Origin of the sequence: Desulfoluna butyratoxydans (assembly GCF_900699765.1) — a bacterium.
GTDB classification, from domain to species: domain Bacteria; phylum Desulfobacterota; class Desulfobacteria; order Desulfobacterales; family Desulfolunaceae; genus Desulfoluna; species Desulfoluna butyratoxydans.
Window position 1 is genome coordinate 885,810 of sequence record NZ_CAADHO010000001.1, and the last position, 21,281, is coordinate 907,090.

18 protein-coding genes are annotated in these 21,281 nt (G+C 58.1%); 13 read left to right on the top strand and 5 right to left on the bottom strand.

Annotated elements, in window-relative coordinates; translation table 11 throughout:
- The first annotated feature begins 387 nt into the window (after positions 1–387).
- Positions 388–1,026 (top strand): DUF1326 domain-containing protein, encoded by a 639-nt coding sequence (locus MSL71_RS03800; RefSeq protein WP_180137319.1) that lies wholly within the window; start codon positions 388–390, stop codon positions 1,024–1,026.
- Between the two features lie 474 nt (positions 1,027–1,500).
- Positions 1,501–1,953 (top strand): hypothetical protein, encoded by a 453-nt coding sequence (locus tag MSL71_RS03805; protein ID WP_180137320.1) that lies wholly within the window; start codon positions 1,501–1,503, stop codon positions 1,951–1,953.
- 35 nt (positions 1,954–1,988) lie between these two features.
- On the opposite strand, the gene MSL71_RS03810 is transcribed toward MSL71_RS03805, so the two are convergent.
- On the bottom strand, positions 1,989–3,560 hold the full coding sequence (locus MSL71_RS03810; RefSeq protein WP_180137321.1) for a phytoene desaturase family protein: 1,572 nt from the start codon (positions 3,558–3,560) through the stop codon (positions 1,989–1,991).
- A gap of 433 nt (positions 3,561–3,993) precedes the next feature.
- Between MSL71_RS03810 and MSL71_RS03815 the strand changes: the two genes are divergently transcribed.
- The 9 genes from MSL71_RS03815 (at position 3,994) to MSL71_RS03855 (ending at position 15,592) form a co-directional block, all read left to right on the top strand.
- Positions 3,994–5,172, top strand: coding sequence for a patatin-like phospholipase family protein (locus tag MSL71_RS03815; protein ID WP_180137322.1), 1,179 nt, complete (start codon positions 3,994–3,996; stop codon positions 5,170–5,172).
- A 252-nt stretch (positions 5,173–5,424) separates the two neighbouring features.
- Positions 5,425–7,320 (top strand): sigma 54-interacting transcriptional regulator, encoded by a 1,896-nt coding sequence (locus MSL71_RS03820; RefSeq protein ID WP_180137323.1) that lies wholly within the window; start codon positions 5,425–5,427, stop codon positions 7,318–7,320.
- 477 nt (positions 7,321–7,797) lie between these two features.
- Positions 7,798–9,096, top strand: a complete 1,299-nt coding sequence (locus MSL71_RS03825; RefSeq protein ID WP_180137324.1) for an L-cysteine desulfidase family protein — start codon at positions 7,798–7,800, stop codon at positions 9,094–9,096.
- A gap of 478 nt (positions 9,097–9,574) precedes the next feature.
- Positions 9,575–10,798, top strand: coding sequence for a dicarboxylate/amino acid:cation symporter (locus MSL71_RS03830; RefSeq protein ID WP_180137325.1), 1,224 nt, complete (start codon positions 9,575–9,577; stop codon positions 10,796–10,798).
- Between the two features lie 480 nt (positions 10,799–11,278).
- Entirely contained in the window at positions 11,279–12,043 is a 765-nt protein-coding gene (locus MSL71_RS03835) for a transporter substrate-binding domain-containing protein (RefSeq protein ID WP_180137326.1), read from the top strand.
- A gap of 283 nt (positions 12,044–12,326) precedes the next feature.
- Entirely contained in the window at positions 12,327–12,965 is a 639-nt protein-coding gene (locus tag MSL71_RS03840; RefSeq protein ID WP_218950940.1) for an amino acid ABC transporter permease, read from the top strand.
- 267 nt (positions 12,966–13,232) lie between these two features.
- Complete coding sequence (locus tag MSL71_RS03845) at positions 13,233–14,690, top strand: DNA-3-methyladenine glycosylase 2 family protein (protein ID WP_180137328.1); 1,458 nt, start codon at positions 13,233–13,235, stop codon at positions 14,688–14,690.
- Positions 14,687–15,175 (top strand): methylated-DNA--[protein]-cysteine S-methyltransferase, encoded by a 489-nt coding sequence (locus MSL71_RS03850; RefSeq protein WP_180137329.1) that lies wholly within the window; start codon positions 14,687–14,689, stop codon positions 15,173–15,175. Before MSL71_RS03845 ends, MSL71_RS03850 begins: the two co-directional genes overlap by 4 nt.
- A gap of 72 nt (positions 15,176–15,247) precedes the next feature.
- Positions 15,248–15,592: an antibiotic biosynthesis monooxygenase family protein gene (locus MSL71_RS03855; RefSeq protein ID WP_180137330.1), complete on the top strand. Its 345-nt coding sequence runs from the start codon at positions 15,248–15,250 to the stop codon at positions 15,590–15,592.
- Between the two features lie 90 nt (positions 15,593–15,682).
- Here the strand turns inward: MSL71_RS03855 and MSL71_RS03860 are convergent, their stop codons facing one another.
- From MSL71_RS03860 to MSL71_RS03875, 4 genes are all read right to left on the bottom strand, one after another.
- A complete protein-coding gene (locus tag MSL71_RS03860; protein WP_180137331.1) occupies positions 15,683–16,033 on the bottom strand; it encodes a potassium channel family protein in 351 nt (116 codons plus the stop codon).
- Between the two features lie 114 nt (positions 16,034–16,147).
- Positions 16,148–16,696 carry an HD domain-containing protein gene (locus MSL71_RS03865; protein ID WP_180137332.1) on the bottom strand — a complete coding sequence of 183 codons (549 nt, stop codon included), beginning with the start codon at positions 16,694–16,696 and terminating at the stop codon, positions 16,148–16,150.
- Positions 16,697–16,721: 25 nt separating this feature from the next.
- Positions 16,722–17,012 (bottom strand): YciI family protein, encoded by a 291-nt coding sequence (locus MSL71_RS03870; protein ID WP_180137333.1) that lies wholly within the window; start codon positions 17,010–17,012, stop codon positions 16,722–16,724.
- A gap of 202 nt (positions 17,013–17,214) precedes the next feature.
- On the bottom strand, positions 17,215–18,843 hold the full coding sequence (locus MSL71_RS03875; RefSeq protein WP_180137334.1) for a methyl-accepting chemotaxis protein: 1,629 nt from the start codon (positions 18,841–18,843) through the stop codon (positions 17,215–17,217).
- A 604-nt stretch (positions 18,844–19,447) separates the two neighbouring features.
- Between MSL71_RS03875 and trhA the strand changes: the two genes are divergently transcribed.
- Both trhA and MSL71_RS03885 read left to right on the top strand, forming a co-directional pair.
- A complete protein-coding gene (gene trhA / locus MSL71_RS03880; protein ID WP_180137335.1) occupies positions 19,448–20,098 on the top strand; it encodes a PAQR family membrane homeostasis protein TrhA in 651 nt (216 codons plus the stop codon).
- A gap of 124 nt (positions 20,099–20,222) precedes the next feature.
- Positions 20,223–21,044 (top strand): alpha/beta hydrolase, encoded by an 822-nt coding sequence (locus tag MSL71_RS03885; protein ID WP_180137336.1) that lies wholly within the window; start codon positions 20,223–20,225, stop codon positions 21,042–21,044.
- Positions 21,045–21,281 lie beyond the last annotated feature (237 nt).

Here is a 21,281-nt window from a genome sequence, read left to right on the forward strand (position 1 = left end):
AATCCCCTGAAATCAAGGGCGGCGGAACACGGTAAACAGTGTACTATCCATATGGGGAGCCGCCCCTTTTGTCAAATACGAAGGCACGCGCCGACCCAGTCCCGGGCATCAAGCAGCCGGATTCGATGTTGATAACCACTGGGGCCTGGTGTATTTTTGATAGACGGCATGTGCGCTTTATCCCCCTTTTCGTATGACCCCGGCTCTGTCCCCGCCCTGTTGTTGTGTGGCCCCCTTCAGGCTTTACGCCCCCTTCGTCGCACCGCTTTTTCCCCTTTTGCCTTCCCAGGCAACGGCAACGCGCCGTGACCGAGAAACAAATAGTTTCCGGACACCGTCCCGTCCGGGAATCCGAAATCTCTTTATCCTTAAGAGAGGAATGGCGTCATGAAACATCACATCATATTATGGGTGCTGGGCCTGTTTATCATGGGTATCACAGCGGCCACGGTCCATGCAGAAGGGTGGGCCATCAAAGCCAACTATACGGAGAGTTGCAGCTGCAACCCCACCTGCCCCTGTCTGTTCGGCTCCCCGTCGACACGGGGCTACTGCGAGGGCAACAACCTCATTGAAATCAAGGAGGGTCACTACGGGGACGTCAACCTTGACGGCGTATCCGTGGTCACGGCCTTCAGCCTGGGCAAATGGCTGAGGGTGTATGTGGATGAGTCCGCCTCCATGGAGCAGGCCAAAGCCGTGGTCGAGCTCCTGAAGCTGGACCAGACCTTCGGTATCATCTACTCCGGCGGCTCGAAAATCCTCTCCGAGGATAGGGCTCCCATCTCCGTGGAACGCACCGACACCAAAGTCACCTTTTCCGTGCCCGCCTCCAAGGTGGAGATCGAAAAGATGAAGGGCTTAAACGGCGAGCCCATCAGCATCAAAAACCTTCCCGTGCCCTTCATGGAGGACCACACCCAGTACAAAGCAGTCACCCTGACCCACAAAAGCAAAGGCAAAGAGTTCAAGCACACCGGTACCAACGGCCTGACCTCAAAAATTGATGCCTCGGGAACCTTGTAGTAAGGTCTATGCCCCAAAATAATAATACATAACGATCTTTCGCCTCAAATGCGTTACGTCTCGACGCAACGATCAAAAAAACATGCTGGGGACGTATGGGGTGATCCCGTCATGTGTAATTTATACTTGGCATGGGCCTAACCTGAAAAAAAAGCGGCCTCCGGCGGCCCTGCCGGGGGCCAAACTTTTGATAAGTTTGACAAACAGGCTTCGTTTTTTTGGTGTGCACAGCGACCGTGCATAGCACATCTTATTTTTACGTTTTACAGGAAAGTTTTTGCGGAACTTTTTTCAAAAAGCGACCCGTCGGAGGCGTTTCCTTTTCAAAGGATCCATAGTAACTAGTCAGGTGCCTTCGGCGTGTCGCTTTCAGCAAAGGGCGTTCCGGCGGTATTCCCGTTTTTCAGCCTGTTGAACCTCCTGTACCGGTTTGGGTGTATAGCGGCCTGCCGGTGAAAGCCCGTGATACACACTATGAAAAGCGTAACATCAGACAATTTCCTCTTAAAATTTTCACCCAAAATAGAGGTGGATATTTCACGTGAGTCCTTCACCTTCAAGAAGGGCAGCCTAACCACAAAATTTCACACCTGTATCTATCTTTCCAAGGGCAAAAACGCCCGTATCACCTCCGTGGGCGAGGTACCGCCCAGGCCTTTTGAGTCGTTTAAAGTTGATCTGTTTGCCACGCACCATGGAGATGACGGGTACGGGGATGACGGGTACCACGACAAATACCCCTGCCTCTCAGCGTTTTTAAAGCATTGCACCGCAACCATGTCACCGAAGTTTGCCATGGTACGCCCCACCTTTATTGTACGCGGCGTCGACGAGCTGCAACCTGTATTGCATGGGTATCAGCGGCAGATCATCATGGATGGTTTACGTGACGCCGGTGCGGCCCGCATCCTATTCACAGAGGATTAGCCTCCGAAGGCCACCTCGCTCCACATGGATTTGTTTCAGGGCTGCAGGTCCTTTAACAGGTCACAAACAGCGTCGTAGCCGCCGTTGAGAACGCCGAAGTAGCCCCCTCCGGGCGTCCCCCAGGCGCTGGCCAGGTACAGGCCCTCAACAGGGCAGGTATTCTTCAGACGGCTGCCGCCGCTGTTGCCGAGGAGCTGGCTGTACCCGAGAAAAGCGCCCTGGGCATTGCCTGTAAACCGAAGATTCGTCAGGGGTGTTGCCGCCTCCTTCTCCCAAATCATGCCGGACAGCCCCGGGATGACCTGTTTTTCCGCCCGTTGGATCAACACGTCCCTGACATGATTTTTCCGTTTCATGTAGGCAGATGCCTGGGCGTGGTCCGTCCTGTACTCCACCTCAAAAGCCCGCCATGGCTCGTAGCTGCTGCGCGCAAAGATCGATACAATGCTGGTGCCGGGAGGCGCGTACCCTTGGTAGGCGTTGTTGTAAACAGTCACCCCGTAGGGCATTCTCTCAGGATCGCAGGCATTGATGGCCTGAAGGTTTGCCGCATCGTCGCAGGAGTCAAACACAAAAGTCTCGTAAGCAGGGATATCCGTACTGATGTCCCTGTTCAGCCCCAGCCAGATATTCACCATGGACATGGAGGGCTTCAGGGCTCCGAGCTTTTCCCGGTAATCCTGGGGGACCTTACCCGCAGGCAGCAGCTTAAACATGGTCTCCGGAACGCAGGCATTGGAGATTACGGCTTTTGCCGCCTCTTTGCGTTTAGCCCCACCTGTTTGACACACCACACCGGAAACCTCCTCCCCTTCCATGAGGACATCCGTGACCTCGGCCCCGGTCACCACCTTTCCACCATGTTCCCTGATCACATCCACAAAAGCGTTGGAAAAATCCTGGGAACGCCGTTTGTAATACCAGCTCCCGCAGGTGATCAGGCCACCGGTGCTGAACAGGTAAAAGCTTGCAGGCAAGGTCGCCGGGGTTTTCCCGTAATACGAGATAAACCCTCCCAGCAATGTCTTGAGCCAGGGGTCTCCCGTGCATTCATCAAGAAATTTCGACAGGGGGATCTTGCTTAAAGGATCTTTTTCCAGCCCAGCCATGCCCTCTTTCAAAAACGCCTGAAGCAGTTGCATCATCTTGCCGAAAAAGGCCTGAATCCCCTGGGCATCATCGGGGAACCGGGCCACAAAGGACGCGATGATCTCTTTGACATAGTTCGTCGGGTCGTTGGGAAGCAGGTTTTTCGCCTCCTGCCTGGGATACGAAAGGTCCGGGCGCCCGGGGGTGACAAACCGTGCCAGTTCGGGCAGCAGCACAGGCTCGATCCTGTTTTTTACCCCGGAGGCTTCCAGCAAAAAATCCACGGGAGGGCCTGTGGCCACCGTGGCATGCAGCGAAACATCAAAGGTAAACTCCCCCCTTGAAAAGGTCGTGGCGTAGCCGCCGGGTTTGTCATACCTTTCAAAAACAGTCACGGGAAAGCCGTTTCTGGACAGGCAGGCGCCCGCCATCAGGCCTCCGAGCCCAGCCCCGATAATCGCAACAGGAAACCTCTCTTTGTCCGGTACCTTGGATGCCAGCTCCGTTAATGTTGCCATAGCCATCTCCTTTGCATCGTGACGATCGTCCCTTCCTTCATTTCAGACAATGACGGAGTGCAAAAACACGGGAAAGAACCGAGCCGGAACGTGCGTTCGGGTTATGAAGCCACAGGGAAACAGGCCCCGCCAGGGCTTCCATTTAAAATATATTGAAAATTTGATATATTATACACCATCAGATTCCGGTATCGCAACGAAACGCAAGGGGACACAGTCGGGCCTCTTCACCTGCACGGGCACGCATGAGAAGTGCGCATTTCAGCCCTCTTTATTCAGCCACCACGCCTTTTCCCTGTCGACTTCATTCATAATCGCGGTTTCTCAAGACATATCCCGGAAAGATACATCACGACCCTGGGGGGAACGGGCACCCTTTGCCATCATGATGTGCCCGCCCCCGCACCATCAACCTTCTTTCAGGAGGCATGTCATGGACATGTTGACCATTGAAAACCTGGCATTCAGCGGTGGAGGCATCAAGGGACTGGCCTATATGGGGGCCATCCATGAGCTCCTTAAGAACTCGGACAGAATCGATATTTCCCAGGTCAAAAGGACCGCGGGAACGTCCGCAGGCTCCATTCTCGCCGCGTTGTATGCCGTCTACAACGGCAACTACGACGCCATGAAAACCCTGATGGACGAAGACTTTTCCAAGTTTGAAGACTTTACCCCCTTCGGCAGGGAGGTGGAGGCGTTGATCGGCGATTTCAGGGGATGGGACTGGTACAAGTTCCTCCTCTTCCCCTGGGCCGTGGGCAAGGGGATCAAAACCATCGAGGACGCCTCGGCAGTCTACAAGGACCTGTTCAGTAAATTTGACGCCACCAAAACGGGAATCTGGGCAGGCAACGCCTTCAAGCAGTGGCTGGAAGATGCCATTGATGCGGCCCTTCAAGAGGCGGGCCTGGGTATCACCAGCAAAGAGCTGACCTTTGCGAAAATCCATGAAACAGACTATTTCAGAATCGATCCCTTTGTCATCGGGACCAACCTGAACTCCGGTTACCCGGTGGTCTTCTCCTATCAGGACACCCCCGACATCCTCCTGGCCGATGCGGTCCGGGTCTCCATGTCCATTCCCATCTTCTTCGAACCCGTGGAGATGTCCTTTCCCTTTGACGGCGGTCAGGCCAAGTGCCTTTTCGTGGATGGCGGGGTGGTCTGGAATTACCCCATTGAACTCTTCGACCAGAAACAGTTCATGCCGGACTACAGGCCCGGTCCCTACGGCAACTTAGACGCCAACCCCGGCACCCTGGGGTTGAAACTCGACACGGACGCGGCCATCGCCATTCTTCAGGATCCGGGGAAAATGGCCACGGACGTGGGCCAGCCCCCACCGACCAACGGCCTGGAGTTTGCCGGGTACATGCTGAACGACCTGATGAACAGCCAGAATTTTGCCATGCTCCTCTTCTCCAGAAACGAGCAGAGGACCGTCAATGTCAGCGGCTGCGGCATCCCCGCCACCGACTTCAAGCTCAGCAAAGCCGACGAGCAGAAACTGTTCGACAGCGGCGTGGCCGGGGTGCAGAACTTTATGGCCCGGGCTTTTGGGAAGAAAGGGACCCAGGCCGCGCAACCCGGAATGAAAAAAGCCAACTAGCCCGGCAAAAGAGAGACACATACACACAGGGGCAGGCCCGTTATGGCTGAAACAGCCAAAAGGGCCTGCCCCTTTTTTTTAAAAAGGCCATGACACAGAGTCATGGCAACGCGCCGTGTGTTGCGACCTCCGGCGACCCGGCCCGGCCCCCTCGCCCGAATGAGACCAAAAAAAGCACACCTGCCAGCCATGGTGTGGTACGTTTTTTTCAACTCGTTTTTTGCCCTCAGAATGAAGATGGAGTCGTTATCCATGGAAACCCAGAAAATATTCGCCGTGATTGCCCAAAAGGTGGCGGAGGCCATTGAGGCGGTGGTCAACATTGATGTCACCGTCATGGACAGCAACATGGTGCGCATTGCCGGAACGGGCATCTACAAAGACCGCATCGGCCTCAAGATCGAAGAGCAGACAGCCTTTGGCTACGCCCTGAAGACCGGTCGGCACTATGTGGTGGAGACCGCCCGAGAGAGCGAAATCTGCGCGGTGTGCGAAAGGCGGGTACGGTGCAGTGAAAAGGCCGAGGTGTGCATGCCCCTCAAACGGGGAGATGTGCCCATCGGGGTCATCGGGGTCATTGCCTTCACCGACGAGCAGCGGGACAAGATCGTCCGGAACAAGGCCCAGTACATCAACTTCATCCAGAAGATGGCCGAGCTCCTGGAAGCCAAACTCTCGGAAGAGAGGATGTCCAGGGAGAACCAGCTCCTGGCCCTCCGGCTCAAGACCATCCTCAACACCATGCAGGAGGCCCTCGTGGTGTTCAACCGTTCCGGGGAGATCCTCTACAGGAACGACCCACTGAACCAGCTCCTCACCGAACTTTCCATCTCCGATTCAGGGGGATTCCTGACGGGCCTTTGGGATGAACTGAAGGAGAAAGCCCTCAACCGGGAGGTGGTGGAGAACAGGAAAATCCGCGTGCGGTTCCACGGCCAGGTCACCACCCTGGTGGCCTCGGTCTACACCATGGACGCAGAGGGCAGCGAGTTCATCGTCAAGCTGCACGAGTTCATCCGCTTCGAAAAAAAGATGATCCGGTACACCCAGCAGAACCAGGTCAACGTGGACTTCGACAGCATCCTCACCGTGTCTGAAAGCCTTCTGGACACCAAGGCCACGGCAGCCAAAGCCGCCGAATCCGACTCCAACGTCCTCATCTACGGGGAGAGCGGCACCGGCAAGGAGCTCTTTGCCCGGGCCATCCACAACAGGAGCAAGAGACGGGACAACGCCTTTATCGCCATCAACTGCGGGGCCATCCCCGACGAACTCCTGGAAAGCGAACTCTTCGGCCACGAAAAAGGGGCCTTCACCGGCGCCATCAACACCCGCATCGGCAAGTTCGAAGGGGCCGACGAAGGGACCCTCTTTTTAGATGAAATCAGCGAGATGCCCTACGCCCTCCAGGTGAAACTCCTCCGGGTGCTCCAGGAAAAAGAGATCTGCCGGGTGGGCAGCAACGAGACCCGGAAAATCGATATCCGCATCATCGCAGCCACCAACGCCGACCTAAGGGAGCGCATCGAAGAAAGCACCTTCCGGGAAGACCTCTACTACCGGCTCAACATCATCCCCATCCACATCCCCCCCTTGAGAGAACGGGTCCAGGACATCATCTACCTCTCCCAGTTCTATATCGGGCAGTACAACCTCCGGTTCGACAAATCGGTGAAGCGGCTCTCGAAAAACGCGGAGGCGCTCTTCACCGCCCACGCCTGGCCCGGCAATGTCCGGGAGCTGCAAAACATTCTGGAGTACGCCGTCAACTTTGAAACGGGAGACGAAATCCACGAGGACCTCATCAAGCGACGGCTCGCAGGCGGCAACAACAGGCTGAAAGGTGCCGCCCCCGCAGCGGGCCTGCCCCTTGCCCACCCAGGCGCCACCCTCTCCTCGGACATGGATCGCGTGGAAAAAGAGCTGATCCAGAAAACCATCGACGCCCACAGCGACTTAAAACACAAAGAGATCGTCAAAAACGCCTGCAAAGACCTCAACATCAGCCGCACCACCCTCTACCGCAGGCTCCGCAAACACGCCATCACCATCCCCAGGTTCAAAAATGCGCCATCCCTTCGTTCCTCAGGGACGTCACATGCGCTAACGAGCTCCGCCCGTGCCGAAGGCGAGGGCAAGGAGCGATAAACGGCGGCAGGGTCTCATTCGTTCCCAGGCTCTGCCTGGGAATGATGCGCGGAGCCTCTGCCGCCACCAGTGAAATCGGTCTGAACAAGGGCTGTGGGTCAGGATGTCTCTCGGCAAACACCTCTTCTCATGCCGACCGTCTGGGGCAGCGGGGGTGAACAGATCTATTTTTGTTTCAATACCGACACAGTTTCACATCTGATACAATTTTTTGTATCAGATGTGAAACTGGCCTGTGTGTATCCTTCCTGTGGTACCTGAACGTACGTCGTGCCGTCCCCCTTCACCACCCCTTGCAAATTCGTCTTTTTGACAAACACTTACCATTCCCCACCCCGTGCAAACCATCAAAAAACCAACGAGACCTTTCCGCTTTTTTCAAACATGGCATGCTCCTTGCCCTTAGTCATGGGACGAAAACAAAAAACCGTGAACGATCAAGTACGACACGTACGAACCATAGAAAGGAGTCAGACCATGGCCACCGATTATTCCGAGCTGGTTGGAATCTTAAAGCGGGAAGTTGTCCCGGCCACAGGGTGTACCGAGCCCATTGCCGTGGCATACGCAGCCTCTGTGGCGGGGGCTAAAATCAAAGACCTCTCCATGATCAAGACCGTTGAGGTCTGCGTGGATGCCGCCCTGTTCAAAAACGGCCTTCGCGTGGGCATCCCGGGCATCAAGAAACGGGGGCTGGAAATCGCAACGGCCCTGGGCCTTGTCATCGCAACCCCCGATAAAGAGCTGCGGGTCCTGGAGACCATCGCCCCGGAGCAAAACAAAAAGGCCGAAGCCCTGGTGGAAAAAGGCCTCATCACCGTCGGCATCAAGGGCAATTGCAGCAGGCTCTTTGTGGAGATCTTTGTCACCCTCAACGACGGCAGGCAGATCAAGGTCATGGCCGTGGACCGCCACAACAACATCGTCAAGGTGGAAGAGGGGATCAACCTCTCCCATGAAGAGCCCGGCGCTGTGGACGAGCAGGCCCACAAAAAACTGATCCAGGCATACGACCTCAAAGACCTTCTGGATTTTTCCAACACTGTGCCCCTGGATGAGATCCGGTTTCTCCAGGAAGGGGTGGACAAGAACATGATGCTGGCCAAAGAGGGGCTCTCCTATGAGGGAGGCATCGGCCAGGCATACAAGAAAATCGTGGAGGAAGGGATCCTGAACGACCAGATGGTCACCAAGGCGGAGATGCTCTGCGCAGCAGCCTCGGAAGCCCGCATGTCCGGCTCCACCCTGCCTGCCATGAGCAGCGCGGGAAGCGGGAACCACGGTATCACCGTGTTCCTGACCATTGCCGGGGTGGCCGAAGCCACCGAGGCCTCGCCGGAAGCCATGCTCCGGGCCCTGGCCTTCAGCAACCTCATCACCGTCTATATCAAGTCCTTCACCGGCACCCTGTCGGCCATGTGCGGATGCGGCGTGGCCGCGGGTATCGGAGCCTGTGCCGGGGTCTCTTACATGATGGGCGGCAGTGAAGCCCAGATCTTCAAGAGCATGCTCAACATGGTGGGCAGCATCACGGGCCTGATCTGCGACGGCGGCAAAGAGGGATGCGCCTACAAGCTGGCCCTTTCAGCTAGCTGGGCCGTCAAGGCAGCCCTTCTGGCCCAGAAAGGGGTCGCCGTCCATGAGGACAACGGCATTCTGGCCTTCAGCTTCCGCCAGCTCTTTGAAAACCTCGGCTACCTGTGCAACACAGGCCTGGCCGGTGCCAACAACTCCATCCTTGATATCATGGAAAGGCAGTACAAAAAGGTGGGGTAAATAAGGGAACCGGTGCCTGATAAAAACGGGGGAAAAGCAACCCGACAAAGGGAGCTCTTCCCTCCCCGGTCACGGCGACCATCCATCCGGCCCGCGTTCCCTTTCACGCAACATAAAAACTATTTTGACCGGTCCCCGTTTTTTCACGGGACATGGCCGGAATCGCGCTATATGGTCACCCTGGCCAACGCAAAGCCCCCCGGCTCCCCTGCCGGGGACCCCATATGCAAGGGAGTTGACAAACACGTGTAAAAAACGGGGGACAGGCACACTTCGGGCCCATGGCCTGGAAGCCGCCCCCCAAAAAATAAAGGCTTCGGCATAAAAAGCACGGCGCTCGGCGGCAGGCAGGTTGGAGACACTGCAGCCGACATGGGCTCCCCTGGGAATCGTTTCAACGTTGAGACGCCCCGGAACACCCGCACGCAAGCGGCTTTTTTACCCGGGCCCAATATGTTCAACCAGGAGGGATGATAGGATGTCATTGGAAAACAGGTTTGGAGAATTTGCTCTGATTATCAAGCTCATCGGCGGAATCGCCGCCGGTATCATCATCGGCCTTGTGGCAAACGAGGCCTTCATCGAGGTTGTCACCACCATCAAATACGTCATCGGGCAGCTGATCTACTACACGGTGCCGCTGATCATCATCGCGTTCATTGCGCCGTCCATCGTCAAGCTCGGAAGCAACGCCAACAAAATGCTCGGCACAGGGGTCCTGCTGGCCTACCTCTCCGCCGCAGGGGCGGCCACCATGGCTGCCATGGCGGGCTATCTCATCATCCCGCACCTCTCCATCGCCACCAGCGTGGAGGGACTCCGGGAGCTGCCCAAGGTGGTCTTCCAGCTCAACATTCCCCCTGTCATGTCGGTGATGACCGCCCTGGTCACCGCCATCATGCTGGGCAGCGCCACCATCTGGACCAAGGCCGAGACCTTTGCCAAGCTCATGAACGAATTTGAAGAGATCATGATGCAGGTTGTCCACCGCGTGGTCATCCCCATTCTTCCGATCTTTATTGCCGCCACCTTTGCCTGCCTTGCCTACGAAGGCAGCCTCACCCGGCAGCTCCCCGTCTTCCTGAAGGTCATCGCCATCGTGCTGGTGGGGCAGTTTGTATGGCTCACCATCCTCTACCTCATTGCGGGCATGATCTCCGGCAAGAACCCCATTGAGGTGGTCAAGCACTACTCCCCGGCCTACCTCACGGCCGTGGGCACCATGTCCAGCGCCGCCACCCTTCCCGTGTCCCTCTCCTGCGCTTCCAAGTCCAGCGCCCTCAGCAAAGACACCGTGGAGTTCATGGTCCCCATGGGTGCCACCATTCACCTGTGCGGCTCCGTGCTCACCGAAACCTTTTTTGCCATGACCATCTCCATGATGCTCTACGGCCACCTGCCTTCCGTCAGCGTCATGGCCCTGTTCATCCTGCTCTTCGGTATCTTTGCCATCGGCGCCCCCGGCGTTCCCGGCGGCACGGTGATGGCGTCTTTGGGGATCGTGGTGGGGGTTCTCCAGTTCGACCCCGCGGGCGTGGCCCTTCTGGTGGCGGTCTTTGCCCTCCAGGACAGCTTCGGCACCGCCTGCAACGTCACCGGTGACGGCGCCCTCACCCTGATGCTCGAAGGCCTGTTCAACCGCAACGGCGAGCTCCAGCAGGAGCGCGCCTGCGAAGCAGGGCTCAGCACGGAACTCAAATAGCCCCACGGGTTGCCTCCGGCCAAGCTGCCGGGGGCAACAATAAAGGAACCATTCAGCCCAAAGAACAGCCCCCGGCGGCCCCGCCGGGGGCCAACCTTTTGAAAAATTCAGCAAACAGGTTTTTTTTTGAGGATTCGTGCCTGCAGAGCATAGCCCCTCCCCTTCTTTAATCTTGATTACCGGAACGTTTTTGCGGAGCTTTTTTCAAAAAGCGCCCCGCCGGAGGCAACTGAATTTTTAAAAGCGTTGGCCCTGACCTGTTGCCGGTTTCGTCTTGACATCCGAGCCCTTCAGTCATACTAAATAAAATTTTGATTTGACTGGACGGATCCATCAAACAGGGGATGTCGCTTCTCATCAACCACGCGACAGATCAAGGGCCCCGCATCAAGGCCCTTTGCCGAAGGCCCGGCTCACCGGGAGGAGGGCAGCCGCTGGCTTGGGAGCCGTCTCCATATGATAACCAGGAGGAAGACGAACATGGCACGATTGAAAAAACTGCTGACCGTCATGGTCATGGCAGGGGTTTGCATGGCAATGGTTTCCACGGCATCCGCCGCGGACAAGAACTGGGCAAAGATCAAGAAATCCGGCGTTCTCATCGTGGGCACCAGCCCCGACTACCCCCCCTTTGAAAGCGTGGACCCGGCCACCAACAAGATCGTGGGCTTTGACATCGACCTCATCGACGCCGTTGCCGCCGAGCTGGGCCTCACAACCAAATTCCAGGCCATGGGCTTTGACTCCATCATCATTGCCGTGAAAAACGGGCAGGTGAACCTGGGTATGTCCAGCTTTTCCGTCACCGAAGAGCGCAAAAAGAGCGTTGACTTCACCATCCCCTACTACAAAAACGGCTCCACGGTCCTCACCAAGGCCGACTCCCCCGTCAAAACCGAGGAAGACCTGGTGGGCAAGCGTGTTGCCGCCCAGATCGGCTCCACCAGCGCCGAAGCAGCCAAGAAGATCAAGGGCTGCGACGCCCAGATAGTGGACGACGCCAACATCGCTGTGATGATGATGAAAAACGGCGTAGTTCAGGGCGCTGTCCTGGACGTGGCCATTGCCGAAAACTACGCCAAGAAACCTGAGTTCACCGTCTTTGAAAAGCCCCTGAGCTACGAAGAGACCGCAGCCATCGTGCGCAAGAACTCCCCTGAGTTCCTGGACGCCCTGAACAAGGCCGTGGAAAAGCTCGAAGCCGACGGCACCATCGCCAAGCTCCGCAAGAAGTGGGGCGTATAGGGATTATGTCCCTGCCTCACGGCCCTCAGCTTTGATCGTAAAACGACGCCACCCCAGCCGGCAGACCGGTTGGGGTGTTGTCCTTAACAGCACGCACCACAACAGGCCGTTACCGTGACCACCTGAGGGGCCGGAGAAAAACCGCATGGTTTTTCACGCCGCCCCGCGTCTCAAAGGGCCTGTTCAAAAAACCGTTTGCCCCCGGCAGGCCCGCCGTCGGCAACCCCATAGAAGGATCATCACAGTGATCGATTTTGCGCTGGTTTGGCAGCACAAGTTATTTTTGCTTAAAGGAGCCGCAGTCACCATCCAGTTGACCTCCGGTGCCCTGATCATCGGCATCATCCTCGGCTCCCTTGCCGGCATGGGCCGCATCTCCAGAAACCGCCTGATCCGAGCCGTGTCAAGTGTCTATGTATACGTCCTGCGCGGCACCCCCATGCTGCTCCAGATCTTCTTTATCTACTTCGGTCTGCCCCAGCTCTACCTGGCCATCACCGGAGAACCGATCCTCTTCTCGCCCATCAAGGCAGGCATCACGGCCCTTGGCATCAACTCTGGCGCCTACGTGGCGGAGATCGTCCGTGCGGGCATCCAGGCCGTCCCCAACGGCCAGATGGAAGCTGCCCGCTCCCTGGGCATGCCCCACGGCCGGGCCATGAGGGACGTCATCCTGCCCCAGGCCTTCCGCAAAATCATTCCCCCCTTGTGCAACGAGTTCATCGTCCTTTTGAAGGACTCCTCCCTGGTCTCCGTCATCGGGGCCGGTGAGCTGATGTACTCAGCCAAGGTCATGGGCGCACGGTACTACGACTACGTCCAGTTCCTCTTCGGCGCCGGTGTGGTCTATCTCTTCCTGACCTTCATCATCTCCCAGGCCCTGGCCGCCCTGGAGAGAAAACTCGGCGTCATGGACAAGTAACACCTCGCCTCCCCGTTTTTCTGCGAAGAAAGGCTCGCCACAGCGGCTTTCGCTGCTCCGCCCACGGTTATGACGGCCCGGCGGAGCGGCAGCGCCCAACACACCGCACCTCCCCTGCCCATCAAAAAAATGCCATCTCCGAAAACCGCTTGCCAGGATTCCGGCAGGAACGTTATCCATACAGGAAAGAGGTCACGGGTCGTTTTTTCGGATCATCACCCGTGGTCTCCTGGGGCACGCCGCACCACCTTTTCGGGCAAAGAGACCATGATGCAGCACGAATACAGCCAGGCCAGAATAGCCAAGGACAGGAACTACGACGGCAGGTTCTTCTTCGGGGTGAAAACCACGGGGATCTTCTGCAGGCCTTCGTGCCCGTCTCCTGTGGCCAAAGAGGAGAACGTCCGCTACTTCAAGACACTCTTCGAAGCGTTGAAAGAAGGGTTCCGGCCCTGCTACCGATGCAGGCCGGACCTTGAAACAGACTACACCAACGGAAACATCCGGGGGGCATTCCTGGTGAAAGAGGCCCTGGAAAAAATATACGGAGGGTTCCTCTACGACCACAGCATAGGGGAGCTGGCAGAAGAGGTGGGGGTGTCGGACCGCCACCTGCGACAGCTCTTTCAGGACAACCTGGGCGCCCAGCCCGGGGCCGTGGCCCGTTACCACAAGGCCCTGTTCGCCAAAAAACTCCTGGTCTACTCCGATCAGAGCGTCACGGACATCGCCTATGCCTCAGGCTTCGGCTCCATTCGCCAGTTCAACGAGGTCTTTAAAAAGGCCTTCGGGAAAACGCCCACCCAGGTTCGCCGGGAAGAGGGGGCACCGGAAGAGAAGACCGGAGGCCGCACCCTGCTGAAACTCCCCTGCCGACAGCCCTTTGATTTCAAGCAAACCCTCTCCTTTCTGGCCCCGCGGGCCATCGCCGGGGTGGAGGTGGTCACCTCGGAGAGCTACAGCCGCACCTTCCGAACCGGCACAGCCCGGGGGTATTTCACCGTCACCGAGGACCCGGGAACATCGTCCATTGAGCTCCACATCAGATGTGACGACATCCGCTGCTGCATGGAAATCCACAACCGGGTCCGCAGGATGTTCGACCTGGACACCGACTTTTCCCGGATCAACCACCTCCTTGCAGCGGACACCATCCTGAGCCGGGGCATGAAAAACGGCCACGTGCCCCGCCTGCCCGTGGCCTTTGAACCCTTTGAATTCGTTGTCCGCGCCATCCTGGGCCAGCAGATCACGGTAAAGGCCGCCACCACCCTGGCCGGACGTATCGCTGATAAGGCGGACAGGCGCACCGACCCTGATTATCCGGAGGGCCTAAACCGTTACTTCCCCGACGTCGAAGAGCTCTCGCACCTCGACCTCTCCGGCATCGGCCTCACCCAGACCCGACAGGCCACCTTGCAAACCGCGGTTCGGGCCGTTCTGGACGGGACCGTCAAACTCACCCCCAACCAGCCCTTCGACGCCTTTCACAGGGACTTTTCCGCCCTCAAGGGCATCGGAGACTGGACCGTCCACTACGTGGCCATGCGGGGACTGGGCATGAAAGACTGCTTTCCGGCCACGGACTTAGGGGTCATCAAGGCCCTGACCCAAGGCAACAAACCATCGACCAAAACGATCCTGGCCATGGCCGAAGCCTGGCGCCCTTACCGGAGCTATGCAACCCTGTGCCTGTGGCATATCGACAAAGGAGAGGAAGCATGACCTTTTACACACAATTCCAGGCCCCCTTCTGTGACGTGATCCTTGCAGGGGATGACCAGGGCATCTCCCACCTTCACCTCTGCACGGGGGAAGGCAAGCGGGTCTTTGAGATTTCATCGGAGTGGGTGCGAAACGACGCCTTCTTTGAAGACGCCGTGGGGCAGGTGCGGGAGTACATGGAAGGAAAAAGGGATCACTTTGACCTGAAGCTCAACCCCTCGGGAACGGAGTTCCAGAAAAAAGTGTGGCAGGAGCTCACGGCCATTCCCTTTGGGGAGCTCAGGACCTACGGAGACATTGCCAGCAACCTGGGCAACGAAAAGGCCTGCCGGGCCGTGGGCATGGCCAACAGCAAGAACCCCATCCCCCTCATCGTGCCCTGCCACCGGGTGGTGGGAGCAGGCGGCAAGCTCACGGGCTTTGCCCATGGCCTGGCCATCAAGGAGAAGCTCATCCGGCTGGAACAGGGTAAAACCCCATCGTAGGGATAGAACGCCCCCGGCAAGGCCGCCGGAGGCTTTTATTAAGCGGAACCGTTACAAAAAGGAAACACCACCATGTATGCCGTCATGTTTGAAGTGACCCCAAAGGCGGAAGGCAAAGCCGAGTACCTTAAAATCGCCGCGGAAATCAGGGGATTCCTCGAAAGCCGACGTGGCTTTATCTCCATTGAACGGTTCGCCAGCCTCAACGAGGAGGGAAAACTCCTGAGCCTCTCTTTCTGGGAATCCGAGGCCGCCATCGAGGCCTGGCGCACCATGCTGGACCACCGAACAGCTCAGAAAACGGGCAAAGAGTCCCTCTTCACCTCCTACCGCATCCGCGTGGCCAAGGTTGTTCGGGACTACACCCACGATAAACGGGATCAGGCCCCGACGGATTCGAACCACGCCCTTTTGTAACCCGAGTTGAGCCTGTGGGACCGGGCAAGCGCGATCACACGAGTGACGGGGGCATGACGAGCCGACACGACCGGTGGGGTTGAAAGCGATCTAAAGCTGCTGCTTGATCTCCTTGATCACTCCCATGTCCACGTGCTCTCCAAAGGCAAGGGTGGCGGAATGAAGGGCCAGGGCCACAAGGATGCCCGTGAACATGAGGCCCGTCAGGGCAATGAGCACGGACAGAACCCGAGAGCCCTTTCTGACGGGGCGCATATCGCCGTACCCCACGGTTGTGGCCGTGATGAACGTCCAGTAAAGGGTGTCGAACCGGGCCCATTTTTCAAGGCGACCCACCCACTGCCCCAGCGCCACGATCACAAGGAGCAAGAACACCATCAGGGGGGCTGCAAGGTAAAGGGCCCAGAACAAAAACCGAATAAACGTCAGGGTAAAGTCCATTATCACGCACCTTGGATGAGGGTCATCGGCCCGGTACATCTTCCGTATGAGATGTCATACGAAAGATGTAATCATTGTTCAACCCTAAAAACGACACAGCAAGAACGATCCGGTTCAGCAGTATTGCAGGTAGTGCTCGATCTTGAGCCGGAGCCTCTCGGCCAGGGTGACGTTGGCCGTTCCCAAGGAGCCCAGGATCATTTCGGCCTCCTGACGGTAGGCCTCGATTTTCTCCCGGTCCCAGTGGGCGGGTGGTGGCTGGAGGTTGGTGATGCGATCGGCGAGCTTGACCATCCAGACCTCTTCGGGCTGCTGCCGGATACGGGCGAGGCTGTCAGCCATCTGCGCCTGCTTGCTGCCAAGGGTTTTGTCCTTGGAAAGGGCCTTTACCCCTCGGGCCACCTCAAGCCCGAAACACTCGGCCACGGTGTCAAAGGAGGTCTCCGTGTCTTCGAGGGTGTCGTGCAACAGCGCGCAAAGCACGGCAAGATCCGGGTTGTCGGTACAGGCGGGATCATCCGTGATGGCGGCCATCACCTCCATGGAGACCGTCCCCACATGATTGATATACGCGATCTCGGTACCGGGCATGGTCTGCCCGTTGTGAGCCCTGGATGCAAAATTCCAGGCGGCAAGGACAAGGTCCTGATTCCAGACAGTCATGGGTAACATCCTTGGAAAAAAGCGGTTAATTGGGCAAGAGGCACTCGAAACCCTTGGCTGCCATGGAGGGGACAAACTCCGTCACATCATAGCGCGCCACGCCCTCTTTGCAGAAGGGGTCTTCGGCCAGCACCGCGTCCAGGGCGTCCCTGGAAGGCATGTCCGCAAGGATCACCCCACCGGTACGGGGTACCTTGCGACCGGAGGCGATAAAACAGCCCTTTTCGTACTGCTCTTTCAGGTAAACGACATGGGCCTCAAGGTTCGCGTCCACTTTATCCATTTCGCATACATAGGTGAGGGAAACAATATACATGCGTCGTCCTTTGCATCTTGATCGAATCATACATACGGGGATGGCCTGGGTCTGGGGGCCTCTCCCCCTTCATCCGAGGAGCCCCGAAGGCCCCCGGATCACAACGGCCCAAGGGAACCACAGACAATGAAAAGCTTCAAGGATTTCCTTGCACAGCCACAGGGGCTGCCCAGCCGGGCGAGCCCCGCATCACACGGAGACATTACAGGCGAAACTGCCCCACGGCGGTCTCCAGCTCTTCGGAGAGGCTGTTGAGGGTGGAGGCCTCCGAGGCCACCTTGGAGCTTCCCTCGCCGAGGCCCGTGGTCTCCCGGTTCAGCTCGGTGATGTCATGGGCCACGCTGCCCACGGCCACGGAGGTGTCCGCGATGTTGGCCGCCACCTCCTGGATGCCCAGGGAAGCCTGCCCGATGTTCTCGGAAATTTCACGGGTGGTGACGGACTGTTCTTCCACGGCAGCAGAGATTCCCCCCACCACCTCGTTGATGCCGTGGACCACCTCGTTGATACCCGTCACCTCGCTGACCGCATCCCGGGTGGCGTCCTGGATCATGGTGACCTGGGTACGGATGTCACCGGTGGCTTCGGCGGTCTGGCGGGCCAGCTCCTTGATTTCGTTGGCCACCACGGCAAATCCCCGGCCCGCGTCACCGGCCCGGGCCGCCTCAATGGTGGCATTGAGGGCCAGCAGGTTGGTCTGCTCGGAGATCTCGGTGATGGCCTCGGTGACGTGGCCGATCTCCCTGGCCGCCTCGCCCAGGGAGGCGATGCGGGTGGCCGAGGACTCGGCCTGGTCCACGGCCTGAGCGGTGATCTCCGTTGCCTTGCCCGTGCTCCCGGCGATCTCGCCGATGGTTTCCATCATCTGCTCGGCGGACTCGGCCACAATGCCCACGTTGGTGGAGGCCTCTTCAATGGCGGCGGCCACGGTGTTCATGTTGCCGCTCATCTGCTCGGCGGAGGCCGCCACGGACTGGGACTTTCCCACGATGGAGGAGAGGTTCACGGTCATGCTTCCCGACAGGGTGCTCAGCTCACCGGAGGAGACAAACAGGGTTTTTGAGTTGTCCACAACCCCCTGGAGCATGGCCTTCATCTCTCCGGCCATGGTGTCGAGGCTGCCGCCGATGCGGCCGAGTTCGTCGCTTCCGTCGATGCCGGAGGTGGCGTTTAAATCACCGGACCCCAGGCGACGGGCGAACTTCTCCACCCGGGCAAGGCGGGTCAGCAGCCCAAAGGTCATGCGGATGCCCAGGAGCATGACCAGTAAGCCCACGGCCACGCCGCCGATCTGGAGGCTGTAGAGCAGGGAGAGCTTTTTCTCGGAGGCCTTCTGCATCAGGAGCACGGCCTTGTTCATCTCCCCCAGAAGGGAAAGGTTGTTGGCCTGGACCCAGGCCAGGCTGTCTGCGGCCCCTGCCCCGCCCGAGACAATGGTCTCAAGGTGTCCGTAGAAGCGCTTCCACAGACCCGAGACCCTCTCCAGCTGCGCCCGCACCTCTCCTCCGGCCGCAGGGCAGTGCCGGTAAGCCGTGGTCTTCAGATTCAGGGTCAAGGGGGCGTTGCCGGAGTCGGTGAGGGCCTTCAGGGTCAGATCGAACACCTTGGCCGTATTGCGGATGGTGGCTGCCGAGGAGGCATCGGGGGAGGCGGTGTAATGAAGGATCTCTTTGGTCATCTTCTGGGTCAGCATGCGCTGCCTGCCCGCCAGGTTGATGACCAGGCCGTCGTCCTTCATGCGGCCGGACACCACCACGGTGGAACAGAACATAAACACGACAATCACCGAAAATCCTACCATCAAAAGCGTCTGCCTGACCTTGATACTCATCTCTTCACACTCCGCTGCAACTGAATTCCCATGACCAGCCCTGTCTCACCCGGTGCGACACACGGCACATTGAGCCCTTTGGGATCCGGAGTGTCTCCCCGGCCCAGGGGCATACCCTGCACTACATAACAACAACCGTGCCAGCCCGACACCTGAAGCGCCTGAAAAAAGGCCAAGATATAAAAAGGCAGGGTTACTCCGCCCCCGAAAAAACACCGTTTCCCTGCAGGACAACCGCCTGTTTACATAGAAACATCCCAACCACGACACACCCCACGACCCAACCGGACACCGTCCTCCCCAAAAAAATGAGGCGAAAAACACAAAGCAGATTTTTTGCTTTGCACCCCCCCCGCAGCACCCGGAAAAACCTGTCCCACCCCTTCCGTTTCAGCCAGATCTGTACCACACCCCTTCTGACACACCCCGGCCCTGTGGCTCCGGCCCCTTGAAATTCCATAAGATACGGAACCGCATCAGACGCATTTTTTCCTGTCTTTCCCCCCGGTAACATATTATATACCAAGGTCAGGCAGAGGCCATGGACGCCGGGTCCTTCCACCGGCCCACGCGACGCCCCATCCATTCTTTCGAGGAAAGCGACATGGGAATCAAGACACAGGAATCGTTCAACTTCTATTCGCACCTGGCAGGTGCCCTTGCCTCCCTGGTGGGGACCGTCTACCTTTTGCGCATTGCCAGCCACTCGGCGTCCATGACAATCACCGCCCTTGTCTACGCCCTCTCCCTGGTCTTTCTCTTTTCGGCCAGCTCCCTGTACCACGCCTTTAAAAAACAGGAAAACGAGCTCTCCTTCTGGCGAAAGATGGATCGCCTGGCCATTTTCTTTATGATCGCCGGAACCTATACCCCCATCAGCTATTTCTGCCTTGAGGGCAACACGCGCTGGGTCATGATCGCCTTTCAGTGGAGCGTGGTGGGCTTCGGTCTCATCTCCCAGCTTTTCTTTCCCAGGGCCCCGAGGGTCCTTTATGCCCTCATCTACAGCGCCATGGGATGGTCAGCGGTCTTCCCCATCAAACAGGTGCTGGCCAACCTCTCGGCCGGACAGACGGTGCTTCTCTTCACGGGCGGCGCCTCCTTTACGGCCGGAGCCCTCATTTACGCCATCAAAAGGCCCCGGCTTGTCCCGGGGATCTTCAGCTTCCACGAACTCTTCCACATCATGGTCCTTTTGGGCGGCGTTCTCCACTACGCCCTGATTTACCGGGTCTATGCCACGTCCCTGGCATAACACCGCCCCGGACAACGAATGTGACTGCATACTGAAAAACAAGACTGGACAACAAGACGCTTTGATTGAATCACGGAAAGAACAGGTACCATGCCGGGAATGGGAGTCTCTCGCCCTTGGGGAGATGCTCCGCTTTTATGACGACTACGACGCCTTTGCTCAAGAAGGCGAATCCAAACCACGGAATATCGGCGCCCCGGTCTTCCTTCGCCACCCGGCAGCCCAAACCGGCATCCTGTTGATCCACGGTTTCATGGCCGCCCCTGAAGAGGTCCGGCAATGGGCCGAGTTCCTTTACGGGCTCGGGTACACCGTCTACGCCCCCAGGCTGGCAGGCCACGGCACCTCCCCCGCCGACCTTGCCGGGCGCACCTGCGACGACTGGATGGACTCCGTGGACCGGGGCCACGCCATCCTTAAAACGTGTTGCACGCGCATCGTGGTGGCAGGGTTTTCCACGGGCGCCGGGCTGGCCCTTGCTCAGGCCCTCTTCAAACCCGAGGCCTTTGAGGCGGTGATCTCGGTCAGTGCCCCCTTAAAATTCAAGAGCCTGTCCGTCTCCGGCGTGGAGGCCTTAAACGACTGGAACCGACTCTGCCGGGCCCTGGGCCTCACCTGGTTCACCAAGGAGTTCGTCACCAACCACGCGGACAACCCCCACATCAACTACCTGAAGAGCCCCATCGCAGGCCTCGTCCAGGTGAAAGCCCTGATGAAGAGGGTCTGGAAAGGCCTGCCTGATCTCTGCCCCCCCGCACTCATCGTCCAGGGCAAAGGCGACCCCAAGGTAAGCGACAAAAGCGGCAAAAAACTCTTTGCCCGCATCGGCCACGGCAACAAAACCTACCTCGAAATCCCCTTTCACCAGCACGGCATCGTCCGCGGCCCCATTGCCACGGAGCTCTTTGCCGAGGTGGAACGTTTTCTTATGGAATTTCCGGGTTAAGGGCTTTGCCCTGAAATAATAATACATAACGACACTCCGCCTTACCCCGCCTCCCCCTTTTTCCGGGACCGCTGAGCAATGGCTGCGGTCCCTCCATGCCCGCCCAGCCACCCCGGCGGCAAGAGCTTTCCCATCCCTTCACGGCCCTGAAAGCCGTCCCCCCGCCCGAAATATGCACCGCATCATGGTATTCTGTTCACAGAAATGCTCAAACCGTGCTTTAATATAAACTTGTTA